The sequence below is a fragment of the Achromobacter sp. 10T422 genome, from assembly GCF_056394065.1.
In genome coordinates, this window is the sequence record NZ_JBFTHD010000008.1 from 362,503 (window position 1) to 375,332 (window position 12,830).

A 12,830-nucleotide genomic window follows, 5' to 3' on the forward strand; every position below is an offset into this window, starting at 1 on the left:
CGGACCGTCACCTTGCATGGCGGTCTGCGCGTACTGGAAATCTAATGATCTCTTTGAAATCGATCCATCGGAGCGCTGCCACAAAGGCCTCGCATTACTACGCCGACCAGAAGGACGATTACTACAGCCGCGACGGGACCGCCGCCCAGTGGCAAGGCAAGGCGGCTGACGCGCTCGGATTGACCGGCGCCATTCAGCAGGAGGAATTTCTGCGCGCGCTGCGCGGTGACTTCGGCCCTGACGTCAAACTATCCCGCTCGATCAGGATGGATGCTGAGGCGCGTGCGGCACTGGATATGACGTTTTCACCGCCCAAGAGCGTCAGCATCCAGGCGCTGGCTGGCAAGGATCCATCAGTCATCGAGGCGCACGACCACGCGGTGAGCAAGGCGCTGGAATTTCTGGAACAAGAGCTACTGCGCGCGCGCCAGACGGAGCACAGAATAACCACGACGGAGCTGACGGGCAACGCGGCTATCGCGAAGTTTCGGCACGAGACGGCCAGGCCCACCGATGGTGCCTATTCGGATCCCCAGCTGCACACCCACGCGCTGTTGATGAACCTCACCCAACGGGCCGATGGGCGCTGGGTCGCCATATCGAACGATGAAATTTATCGATTGAAGTCCATGGTGGAATCGGTGTATCACGCCGAGCTGGCCAGCAGGCTGGAGAAGTCCGGCCATCAAATTCGCTACGAGGGCAAGAGCTTCGAACTCGCGCATATCTCTCGGGACCACATCGAAGGGTTCTCCAAGCGTTCGCAGGACATCAATGCCGAACTGGCGGCATTGGGTGAAACTCGCGAATCTGCGAGCAGAGCGCTCAAGCAAACTATCGCCCTCAAAACTCGCTTGGACAAGGCACCCGAAATTTCTCGCGAAGAGCTTCAGCGTGACTGGGAACGACAGGCGACTGAACTCGGCATTGATTTCAATGGAGCAAAGCAACCACTGGAAAAGGAAGCCGGATTGGAAAGCGGCAAGCCACCCCGTCAGGAATTGACGCTGGAGGCGGCTGCTCTGATTGCCGACGAGTGTCTCCGGTGGGCGATCAAGCACCACACTGAACGCGAATCCGTGATGGACGGAAAGGAGATGCTCAAGACCGCGCTGCACCGTTCGCATGGCATGGGGATAAAGCTGGGCGATCTCAGATCGGCCGTCAAGCGCTCACTTGATAAAGGCCATCTGATCCTTGGGACGATTCAGTACCGGCACGCGAAGGACAAAGACGGCGCCGGGAAATCACGATCGGACTTGATCGCCGCCCTCATCGTCGGTGGCATGAGCAAAAAACACGCGGAAGATAAAATCCGCATATCGATTGCTCGAGGCGAGCTTGTTCCGGCCGGCGCCAAGTACACCACCCAGGTGGCTCGGGAGCGCGAAAAGCGAATCCTTCAGATCGAGCGCGAAGGGCGTGACCAGGTCGCGCCAATCTTGGATATTCAAGCAGCCCAAAGCGCTATGGCTGGCCGCTCACTCAAGCCTGGCCAGCTGGCGGCCGCCAATCTGATCCTCAGCACGCCACACCGGTTCATCGGCGTCCAAGGCCTGGCGGGAACCGGAAAGTCGCACATGCTGGCTCAGGTCAAGGAGGCCGCTGAAGCCGCGGGCTTCAAGGTCCAGGCCGTGGCGTCCTACGGCAAGCAKATCGAAGCCCTGCGGGAACTCGGAATGGAATCCAGGACCGTAGCGTCTGTTCTGGAGGCACGTCAGAAAGACCGCTTCAAACTCGATCCGAAAACCGTCCTGGTCATCGATGAGGCGGGCGTGGTCCCTGCCCGCCTCATGGAACGCCTGATGAAAATGGCGGAGGCTGACGACGCACGCATCGTCATGCTGGGCGACACGGGCCAAACCAAGGCCATCGAGGCTGGCCGCCCGTTTCACCAGTTGCAGGTCGCTGGCATGGCCACGGCCCTAATGGGCGACATCATTCGGCAGAAATCGCCCGAATTGAAGGCTGCGGTGGAACTGGCGGCAAAGGGTCAGGCCTCGGCCTCCCTTGGCGTGTTAGATCAGAAGCTGAAAGCCGTGCACACCATCAAGGACGACGGCGAACGATACGACGCGATAGCGACGCGATACGCAACGCTGAACGACGATGAGCGGCGGGAGACGCTTATCGTGACCGGGACGAACGATTCTCGGAATGCGCTGAACGAGGCCACTCACCAGGCGCTCGGACTGGGCGGCCGCGGCTTTGAATTCAAGATGCTGACCCGACGGGACACGACGCAGGCAGAACGGCGCGTGGCCAAGTACTTCATCGCTGGGGATATTGTGCAGCCGGAGCGGGATTACAAAACCGGGAATTTGCGGCAGGGCGAGATGTACCGCGTTATTGGCACGCTTGCCGGAAAGCCCAATGACCTAGTCGTCGAGCATATGGGAAGTAAGGTCCGGACCACCTTCAATCCTGCCCGCGCCGCCAAGCTGTCAGTCTACGAACCGGTCAAGGCAGAATTATCCGCCGGCGATTGGGTTCGGGCGACGAGGCACAACGCGGCTCTCGATTTGGCTAACGGTGATCGGTTTGAAGTGCTCGCCGTCACGCCCACAACGGTCACCATCGGCGGCAACGGACGCCGAATCACGATGAACGCGGCAACAGCGCCGCTGCATCTAGATCGGGCCTATGCGTCCACGAGCCACAGCGCGCAGGGACTTACATGCGATCGCGCGCTGATTAACTCTGAGAGTTTTAGCCGCACCACGCAGCGCGACGTCTACTACGTGGCGATTTCGCGGGCGCGGTTTCACACGGAAATCTACACCGAGAATGCCGCAAAGCTGTCCGGCGCCGTGAACCGGCTGGAGGAGAAAACGGCCGCACTCGATATCGGTCTGGAATCCACACGCCCTTGGCGGCCGCAAAAAGACGCGCCAGCCAAGGAACTCAATTCTTGAAGAAACTACATCGCTACAACTCTCAAGGAGGATTTATGAGCCAGGATGTGAGGCTGGACAAGTTGTGCTCTGATTTAGGCATTCCGCCGTTGACACCAGACGTCCGCGATAGTCGGCTTCCGGCCAAGAGCGGTCGTTCATGCACCAGATGAACGGCGACCGTCCATGGGTCAAGCGAAGCATGCCGATCAGTCGCGCTAGCGCTCATCCACACGGGTTTGAGTATCCGCTGGTGGATCCCAGTAAACGAACTACTTCCCAACGTCTTCGCCCCTTCGGCTTCACGTATTCATGCCAAGCGGAGCTCGATACGAGGTGGCACGCCACTTGCTACGTCCCTCCATGCGCTGGGAGTGCGAAAATGGCTATCAAACGGTTCTATGCGTTAGTCAGACAAACGGTGACGAACTGGCTGGACGACTACGCACCCAGCATGGGTGCCGCCATCGCGTTCTACACGGTTTTCTCGCTGGCGCCACTACTTATTATCGTGATCGGAATCGCAGGGTTCTTTTGGGGCCGCGAAGCCGCGCAGGGACAGTTGTTAGCCCAAGTCAGCGCCTTGGTCGGCGCTGAGGGCGGGAAGGCGGTAGAAAGTGTCGTATTGGGTGCGCAAGAGCCCGCGCAGGGCATTGCTGCCACCGTTATCAGCCTCGTGATGTTGGCAGTCGGGGCGACGACAGCCTTTTCGGAACTACAGAGCGCGCTGGACCGCATCTGGAAGGTCAACCCCAAGAAGCTGTCCGGCATTTGGGCCCTGATCCGCGCGCGTCTTCTTTCCTTTGGCCTGATTTTGACATTGGCGTTTTTATTGGTCGTCTCGCTTGTCGTCAGCACAGTGCTGGCAGCACTGGGCAGTTGGCTGGGCGGCGACATCCCCGGCTGGGGGATGCTGCTCCAAGCGGTTAACGCAGCAATTACGCTGGGCATCCTCACCCTGCTTTTTGGGATGATCTACCGGTTTATGCCTCAAGTCTCAGTCGCTTGGCGAGACGTTTGGGCAGGGGCGTTTGTCACCGCCGTTATGTTCGAAATCGGGAAGTTTCTGATCGGCCTGTACATGGCTAAGGCGTCCGTCGCCTCCTCGTACGCTGCGGCGGGATCCCTGGTGATCGTGCTGATCTGGGTTTATTACGCGGCCCAGGTATTTCTGTTGGGTGCCGAATTTACCCGCGCTTATGCCGAAGCGCATGGATCCCGCCGAGACCGTAGCCCTGCTTCGCCTACCAGAAGCGATGCGCGAACCTAGCTCACCGGTTGCCTTGCAAACGGACAAGAGCCGCAAGGGTCAGGCGGAGCCTGTCCAACGTTTGTCTATTAGTGCTGGTCCAAGGGCCGAGCGCAGCGAGTCAAATGGTCGCTCAGCGGCCGTCCACATATCCACGGGTTCGAGTTACACGTCTTCTCCACAGTTCTCAGCGAGGCCGGGATCATCATGACGCGACTTCGCTTCCGGCCAAGATCGGACCTTTCGGAATTTATTCTGATGCCCGGCCGGAACTGAAAGCGAAGGATCAATTCGATCATCGCCTTAACTCTCGGACCTGTCGACATTCGCGCAGAAGTGGGGCGCAACGACGTAAGCGGCGTATCTCGAAAGCTGTTCTCCGCCAGAGCCTGCACCCGGAACCTTAAAAACTACCAAGTGAAGGCGTGCCGCGCACGTTTCAACAAAAGAGAACACGGGCGAAGAGTTATCGGTTGCGACACCTCTCTTTGCCCCAACTGCAAGATGGTTGAGTATCTGAAGTCTGATCGATTATCGGACCTGTCGTGCATCGACGCGGCAATCCGCAACCCTGGGGGGCCGCCCTAGTGCAATTGTTCTTGGTGGGTCACATCACCTTGACGATTTGTGGTGGACTCCAAGTTCCTTTCCCCGGAGGCAGGATGGAAGGCGAGTCTGTCCTAGGCCAGTAGAGGCGCATTACCAAGTACATGAGATCGTTCGGTGCTGGCAGCCAGTTGTTCTCCTTGTCCGCGCCGGGAGACGCTTTCTGAAGGTAGAGCGTCAGCGAACCATCCGCTTCTTTCGTCATGCTGGAGAGCATGGGCGAGTTAATGAGATAACGATCAATCGAGTTTTCAATTAGCAATTGCGTCTTGCCGTCGTACATGGTCACCGACCAGAAAGCATTGACTGGCGGCAGTTGTCCGTCGCGAAAGGTAATGGTGTAGTTGTGTTTACTACCGTCAAGCGGTTCGCCATTGGGCAAGGTCGTGGTCAGGGGGTACGTGGCTTCCTCGGCATCGTTGGCATATATGCCCGCCTGCGCCACAGCCGCTCGCTTCAGCCAGTCTCCGTGGTAGAAGGCCCTGTCGCCGCCAGCCCCCACGATGTTCCAGCCGTTGACTTTCGTGCCCAGATCCTTGATAGCATTTTCGACCTTGGCGTGCCCATCCTGTATGCCCTGAGCGACGGCGCTCTTTTGTTCAGCGGACAGCTCCTCGAAGCTGAACTTCTTGTCCGCGCCAATGCCCAGAAGAGCAAGCTTCGCACGGATCGCCACTTCGTCCGGTGCGGCCGGGCTGAATTGCAAGGCGAAACCCAGGTACGTGAAAAAGTCTGTCTTTGCCAGATCGTTGTTGATCCTTGGAAAGGCGATCGCAGGCGCGGCAGGAGGTGCCGGCTGCTTAAGATATGCAGAAAGCGGCTGTGCTTTGTAGCCCGATTGAATAGCTTCGACGTTGGGCATGTCGGTCGGGTTGAACAGTTGGGTCCGGAAGACCGCGAAAGGGAGCTGCGTTGCGGAACGAAAGACCTTCCTTACACTTGGTGGAATGTCGCCGTTCCAGTTGGGGCCAGCGATCATGTAGTCGCCAGCCTCATCCCCAGTGGAACGGCTTCCGATGTAGCCGAAATTGTAGGTGTTGCCGTCAATAAGTTGCACMGAGTAGTACCGAGGCATTTTCACCGCAGGCACTGATAACACAATCGGCTCGCTGCGCAAGTCCATGAACATCATGGAATAGGGCGTGTCGCTGTTCGGCGAGATGATGGCGGTGTCCTTGTAATTGGCGACATGGTGCAGGCTGCGAATCTGGTTAAACGGTGCCTTGTACTGGCTTGAGTTCCTGTCGACGGCGTACTCGTACATGATCGCGTAGTTCATCACAATAGGCAGACCGTAGATGTACCCTTCTTCCGCTATTGCCCGCGTTTCGGAGGGGCTGATTTCCGCGCAGGCATAGGAGGATGTGAAGGACGCAATCACCAGCATCGCGTGACAAAGTGCTTTCGGTAGTTTGATGTCCATGAAGCTCTATTCCCTTTATTAAGTTTAATTGGGTGGATCGGCTCACCACTGACTAACGACAGGATGAGTCGAGGCCAATCACGACTTCATAACTGAAGGTGCACCCGGCTTCATGTGAACCTCCCCGCGAGGTGATGCCACGGAACAGCCACCGGGCCCAGAATTCCCCTCTAAGTTGGAGGCGCACGCCCGCTATGCGTAGGGGAACGACCTATTTGCACGGCTCGTCGGAATCCCTATAAGTGCTTCGTGACTTCATGCGGCTAATCACATGGCACGGACCGAGTCTGAAAAGCATCTTTTTAAAAGCGGATGGTCAAGCCAGCCATTGGGCCGAGAAGCACAGCATCGAACTTAAAGCCGCCGGCACTGTAATCCACGCCCAACGCACGGTAGCCGACAGTCGCTGAGAAGCTCTTGCTGATGTTGTATCCAATGCCGATTCCAACATCCCAATCCGCATTCGCGCCGCCCGCGCCTACTAGCCCCCATCCTGTCGCATATAGCTTTGGAGTGAAAACGTAGCCTCCCCGCACTCCTACCACAGCATCGACCCATGTCGCGCCATCGCTGCGTTTCCTGCCGTTCAGGCGTGCCCCCTTGAGCGTGATGTCGGTGTCTACCGACCAAACACGCAGACCCGCCACAACATCAAGGCTGTGGGGCGACTGATCAAAGACCGAATACCCCGCGCCCAGCAGCCCCGTGAACGTCTTGCTGTGGACGTCCGCACTAGTCGCTACAACCTCCCGCGGCGTGTCGCCCTGTGCCCCGACCTTTGCATAAATAAGATCGCCGAAAAGGCTGTACCGGCCTTTACGTGCTTCGCCGGTAAGCATGGCCGCGAAATCTAGGTTATCGAAGATCTGATCAAAGCTCGTGTCTACATCGATGTCCGGCAAACCTCGGTGAGACACTTTTCCAGACAGCGCCGGTGCCCACACATAGGGCGTGACTGAAAACTCCCATTCGCTTGTATGCCGGAGGTCTAACGCAGGCGTAGCATCCCGTTCGGCGCCAAAACCAGAGTCGGCGTAGAGGAGCCCGCCAATCAGACATCCTATGATGAGCTTTATCATCGTCCCGCCTCGGCCCGCAAGAGCCAGTGAATAATTCACGGCAGCACCCCGAGGGGCTCTATCGAAACGACATCACTCCGGGAATTGCATATTCAAGCACGCAATGCGTTTACGCGATGCTCCAACAGACCGATTTCGGCAGATATGACTTTCAGTGATTCCCTTTTCTTCATGGCGGCTCCCTCTTACCGGCTAAGGCACTTTATTCCTAGCAGGGCTTCGAAGGGAGTGAGGGGTTACCCCTTGTTGCTGCCGCGCGAACTGGCAAACGGAGAGGAAACCCCCTTGCAGTAGCCCGATGTGTTATTGGATGTGGGCTAAAGATGTATTGACCGAAAGGCTGGGTGGTGTCCCAATCGAGGCGCTGAACTTGCCAAGCCACTTCATCGGAGTCGCGCCATGCAAACGGTCTACACGAAGCGTCCTACAGTGTTGATTGCGGTAAGCCCAGATGGCACCACCTTTGTAATCGAGCGTCGATGCCGCTCGCTACCCTGCGATGATGGCGAGCAGGGGTTCTTCTATTGCTGCTTGCAGGATGGAAGCGCCGTGGCTTGGTTAGGTGAAAACCAATTCCAACTAGCCGACGGTACGACTTTACTCGCGGTCGCATGCCGCCTACCAACTGCCGGCGTTTAGCGATCTCCAACAGGCCTGCGCGGCGACAGTCTGGCCATTCGGCCGCCCCGCGCAATACAAAAAGGCCGCAATTGCCGTTTTTGGTCCAGCCGAACGGCGGATTTACAGAACGGGGCGCCGCACGCGAAACTCATAGGCACATCCTAGTAAAACAAAACAGGAAATGCGAAATGCCGGCAAACCCAGGTAAAAGCTCCATTGCAGTAGTGGCTATCGCGGACGATGGTCGGCGCTTCCGAATAGAGCGACGGGCACGCACGCTCCCCGGTGACAAGGGCGAAAATGCTTTCTTCTATTGTTGCCTCCCAAATGGCCAGACGGTGGGCTGGTTGGGATACGGCCAATATCAACTGCCCGACGGCACAGTAGTGCACACACCCACATCACGGCTTATCCCGTAGCTCATCCGGCGGTGCAAAACAAAAAAGCCCGCTGCTTTCGCTGGCGTGCCTTCACTCGTTTGGAGCGGGCTGCGGGAATCGAACCCACATAAGCGGCTTGGAAGGCCGCAGCCTGGCTGTGCGGCGCCTGTCGAGACGTCGCAGTTTTGCGTCACGTCATTCCATCGTGGATAGCTGGTGGAGCACTGCGTCTGAGTTACGCTGCAGCTGTTGTTGGTGCACCAACGCGTCGGTTTCGCGGCTCAGCGCCTGGTCTACTTCCTCGAGCGTGATGGGTTCCAGAGAAGCTGTGCGATCCGACTGTTTCACAATCACCTGGACAGGAACCCCCTGTCGAACGAAGTAAGTGAACGATTTCCGGTGGTACTTGATCCACCCCGCCTTGCGAAGATTTGCCATGAACGTCTGAGTGCTACCGTCGACGTGGCAAGCTTGGCGAGCTTCGCGGCTGTAGTCGTTACTACGATCCGGCCGACGCGCGCAGCGTGCGTCTTCGGTGTCGCGGTTGAACGTCAACAGCACGCTGCGATAGCTGAGTTGCTCGGGCGTCAAGCCGCGGACATCCCCATTACGGGGGCTTCCGGGTAGCGGTGCAGGATGCGCCCGCGCAATCAAGGGGACGCGGTAGTGCCATAAAGGCTACGCAGCACCGCCTGGTGCCATCTGCGCACGGTGCATCATCTCAGTCAAGGCTTAAGACGTTTCGATTTCTTCTCTCGACCAGACCTAGTGCCGGAGAATTTTTGCGGCGCGGCCGCGCCCGTCGCAGCCATCGATCTCTTGTTCTGAGCAAACTTTGAAACCGACATCCCTAGCTAGCAAGATCGCTGAGCGGCCGCTCCGGGTCGGGAGCGGCCGCAGTTTAATCAAGGCTCCCCGTCAACGTTGGCGTCTGATGCCACAAGCTACCCAGGATCTCAGCCCTTTAAACTTGAGGCATTGGTCAACCTTCGCTTGATGCACAAAGTCAGGGGGATTACTGATAATCGTTAGTCCTACAATACGGATGAGCGATAGCTTGCGGGGATAAGCGGATAGCAATAAAAACGCGGATCACTAGGTCACCCTCGAGGAGAACCGCGAATGCGCGACATTGATCTTCCAGCACTGCAGATCGCCTGCCGCACCCTAGCGAGACAAGCCTTTTGGTCTGAACAGGGCACACCAGAAATTCCCGTCGCTCAGCTTGCCGGCGAGTTCGTTCGACTCGCCAATGAACAAGTCGTCAGCGTGATCGAATCGGGCCGAGATCCCAACATAGTGACCCGCGCGATTGCTTACCTAACACATGCCCACGTCGTTCCATCCAACGGTTTGGCGAAGTGGTGGTTCGCCGAGATGCTAACCTGCCTGCTTGAACTTGCAGTCCCTACAATAATTCACACCTTCGAGTCGGGCTCCTTCCTTCATGATGTTCAGAAGGGAATTGCAGAACTGACGCGGCCAACTGAGACGCAAGAAGGCACGGATTGCCCCCCCCGCAGGCGTCGCGGCCGCATCCTCGCTGAGTAGCAAAACATCTCGGTGCTCCATGCTGTAGCTCCCGCAATCGGCACGGCCCGTGCAGCTGAGCGCAGCAGAATCCAGCCATTCCGGAATTGGAAAAATCGCTGGTTTGTGACTGGGAACGACGACGGCCGCCTCGTGCTGGGCAGTGGTCAATGCCCCATCGCTCAGAACGTCGCTCTGCGCAGCTGCAGTCGTGTTCCTAGTCGTTTCACGAGCAGAGCGCATTCTGTGGAATCCAACAACTCGATGGGAGACCATCATGGACACCACACCCGAAGCCACTCGACATGAGCCGTGGAATAAAGGAAAGATCGTTGGGCAGAAGGCCCCTTTCAAACCGAAGCATATCTGGGCACTGCGTGTTCGCTTTCAGATAGAGGGCCGTCTACGTGAACTGGCGCTGCTAAACCTGGGCATCGACAGCAAATTTCGCGGCCGCGACCTCGTCGCGCTCAAGGTCCGAGACATATGCCATGGTGATCAGATGGCAATGCGCACTATAGTCATGCAGCGCAAGACTCAGCGCCCCGTACAGTTTGAAATCACGCAAGCTACCCGGTAAGCATTACAGACGTGGATAAAGCAGGCCCGACTGAAGCAGGAGGACTTTCTCTTTCCCAGCCGGCTTCACGCCTCACCGCATTTGGGAACCCGCCAATACGCCCGAATTCTCGGAAACTGGGTCGACCAATTGGGTTTGGACCGCGCCAACTACGGAACTCATTCGATGCGACGCACGAAGGCGACCCTCATCTACCAGCGTACGAAGAACCTGGGGGCCGTGCAGTTGCTCCTCGGGCACTCCAAGCTGGAATCGACAGTGCGGTATCTCGCATCGAGGTTGATGATGCCCTAGAGCTCTCCGAGCAGACGGAAATCTAAACCACTCTCCACTCGTTCAGAAGACGGGTCGCTGGACGACATGTCGAACTTTTTGCTGTCCAGCGATGATTCAAGCTCACGCTCCCGACGAGTAGCAGTCATTCAACCCTACCCTGCGGGCTCTGAGCCAAATGCGGTTGGCGAACGATTGGCCTCGGCTAAGCGACCGTCCCGCGCTCCCCCTCGGACTTAGCCATCGCCCCTGGTGAACTGGTGCTGGCGCACCGTGACAAATGCGCTATTTGGTCACGATGATCATGCGGCGCATACTGATTGCTACAACGGCCTAGGCTATTGGCATGGTCAGCCGCAATCCTTAGGCCGGTAGAGCGCCATTGCAGGAGTGCTCATGAGCATAGCTAGCTTCATTCGCGAGCATCGCGAAGATCTGATTGATGACTGGATTGGATACGCCAGGCAGCTTCAGCCGGCAGCAGGGAATTTGTCAGAGGATCAACTTCGTGACTCCGCCGCCGAAATCCTGATGTCGGTTGCTGCCAATATGGAGGGATTACAAAGCGAAGCGGAGCAGACGGCGAAATCCTTTGGCTCGAAGTCAGAGGGAGACGCAGGCTTCGATTTTGTTTCCGTTCTGCACGCTGACGACAGGCGCACCCAGGGATTTGGGCTGAACGATGTGGTTGCCGAGTTCCGCGCCCTGCGCGCGAGTGTGCTGCGCAGATGGCAAGCTCTCGGTACGACTGACCGAGAGTCATTTCAAGAAATAATTCGCTTCAACGAAGCGATCGACCAGGCGCTCAGCGAATCGGTACAGCAGTACACCAGCAGGGTAGAGCGAGCTCGGGACTTGTTCGCCGGCGTGCTCGCGCACGATCTGCGGGCTCCTCTGGCAGTGTTGCAATACGCGACGGAAATATTGGTACGCGACGATACGATTTCTCCAGCAGGAGTGCGTGCGTCCGCGATCGTGCAACGCTCAGTACTGCGAATGCGCGCGATGATTGACGATTTGCTGATATTTACACGCGCGCGCCTGGGTCAGATCCAGGCGACAAACCACACCTTATTGTCGATGCATACGTTGTGCAGCTCCGCGATTGAAGAAGCGCGGGTGCTCTTCCCGGAAGCATCAATCACACTGAGCTGCAGCGGCAACCCGTTAGGGACGTGGGACGCCGGGCAGATGGGACAAGTGTTGTCGAATTTGCTCTCCAATGCGGCTCGCTATGGAGATGGGACGATCAACCTTAGTGTTGAGGACCAAGGTGAGTGGCTCGGGCTGACAGTTTCCAACGGCGGAGAACAGATCCTATCCAGCGCCCTCCCCACCCTCTTCGACCCGTTGACCCGCGCAACGCCTTACCCGGACCGCCGAATTTCGGCGGCTGGCCTCGGACTCGGCCTGTTCATTTGCAAGAGCATCATCGACGCTCATCACGGCACCATAGGCGTTGAATCGACTGCTGAGCAAACGACATTCACCATCCGTATTCCTCGGCATCCGCAATGATGAGCCGGGGCACCCAGCGTCGACCGGGCGGTAAGCTGTACGCCCCGCGTGCCGGGTCACCACGCCGAATCAACGTCCTTATGAGGCCGTAGGAATAAGGCTTGCTGACCGTCGCAGTCGGGCCCACGTGGGCGACCTGTGCCTAAGCCGACTATGCAGGCCGTTTGCAGCCGCAATCCCATTGAGAAACAAAACTGATGCCCCGCATTCAAGCGCCAGCTGGAGCTCCGCCTGTACTCGTAGTGGACGATGACCCCGACGCCCGCTGGCTCTTGGCGACGCTACTGACGGAGGCAGGATACGTCGTCAGTGAGGCCAGCAATGCGGACGACGCACTGCGGCGCCTTGCGGACCGGCCCGACATACAAGCGATGCTGATGGATATCCAAATGCCCGGAACCATGGACGGTTTCGAATTGGCGATGCGCGTAAATAGGCAATCGCCAGAGATTGCGGTCTTACTTACATCGGGCCGCGAGCACCCAGATGCGAACGCACTGCCCGCAGGCATGAAATTTCTACTGAAACCTTGGGCGCCTGCAGAGATGCTTGACCAGCTGGAATTGCTCCTGAACGGGAAACAAGGCGCAGCGTGAACCAGGGTCACTGCGATCCGATTGTAAACATGCCGGCAAGCGGCCAGAAACCGCCATTCAGTCCGGAGTCTGCTCGTTAAT

General features: G+C 57.8%; 8 protein-coding genes and 1 pseudogene. 6 read left to right on the top strand and 3 right to left on the bottom strand.

Annotation, left to right across the window (positions count from 1 at the left end; genetic code table 11):
• Positions 1-44 precede the first annotated feature (44 nt).
• Together mobF and AC1DB0_RS23195 are read left to right on the top strand one after the other, a co-directional pair.
• The gene (gene mobF / locus AC1DB0_RS23190) at positions 45-2,915 is read left to right on the top strand and encodes a MobF family relaxase (protein ID WP_476758748.1); all 2,871 of its coding nucleotides are present in this window, start codon (positions 45-47) and stop codon (positions 2,913-2,915) included.
• 361 nt (positions 2,916-3,276) lie between these two features.
• Complete coding sequence (locus AC1DB0_RS23195; protein ID WP_476757869.1) at positions 3,277-4,164, top strand: YihY/virulence factor BrkB family protein; 888 nt, start codon at positions 3,277-3,279, stop codon at positions 4,162-4,164.
• Positions 4,165-4,750: 586 nt separating this feature from the next.
• On the opposite strand, the gene AC1DB0_RS23200 is transcribed toward AC1DB0_RS23195, so the two are convergent.
• From AC1DB0_RS23200 to AC1DB0_RS23210, 3 genes are all read right to left on the bottom strand, one after another.
• Positions 4,751-6,172 (bottom strand): DUF1254 domain-containing protein, encoded by a 1,422-nt coding sequence (locus tag AC1DB0_RS23200; RefSeq protein ID WP_476757870.1) that lies wholly within the window; start codon positions 6,170-6,172, stop codon positions 4,751-4,753.
• Between the two features lie 302 nt (positions 6,173-6,474).
• Positions 6,475-7,251 carry a hypothetical protein gene (locus AC1DB0_RS23205; RefSeq protein ID WP_175170250.1) on the bottom strand — a complete coding sequence of 259 codons (777 nt, stop codon included), beginning with the start codon at positions 7,249-7,251 and terminating at the stop codon, positions 6,475-6,477.
• A 1,196-nt stretch (positions 7,252-8,447) separates the two neighbouring features.
• Positions 8,448-8,843, bottom strand: a complete 396-nt coding sequence (locus tag AC1DB0_RS23210; RefSeq protein WP_175170251.1) for a hypothetical protein — start codon at positions 8,841-8,843, stop codon at positions 8,448-8,450.
• Between the two features lie 531 nt (positions 8,844-9,374).
• Here AC1DB0_RS23210 and AC1DB0_RS23215 point away from each other — a divergent pair.
• From AC1DB0_RS23215 to AC1DB0_RS23230, 4 genes and pseudogenes are all read left to right on the top strand, one after another.
• A complete protein-coding gene (locus AC1DB0_RS23215; RefSeq protein ID WP_476757871.1) occupies positions 9,375-9,803 on the top strand; it encodes a hypothetical protein in 429 nt (142 codons plus the stop codon).
• Between the two features lie 256 nt (positions 9,804-10,059).
• Positions 10,060-10,682: pseudogene (locus AC1DB0_RS23220) on the top strand (tyrosine-type recombinase/integrase).
• A 349-nt stretch (positions 10,683-11,031) separates the two neighbouring features.
• Entirely contained in the window at positions 11,032-12,153 is a 1,122-nt protein-coding gene (locus tag AC1DB0_RS23225; protein WP_476757872.1) for an ATP-binding protein, read from the top strand.
• Positions 12,154-12,395: 242 nt separating this feature from the next.
• On the top strand, positions 12,396-12,749 hold the full coding sequence (locus tag AC1DB0_RS23230; protein ID WP_476757873.1) for a response regulator: 354 nt from the start codon (positions 12,396-12,398) through the stop codon (positions 12,747-12,749).
• The last annotated feature ends 81 nt before the right edge of the window (positions 12,750-12,830 follow it).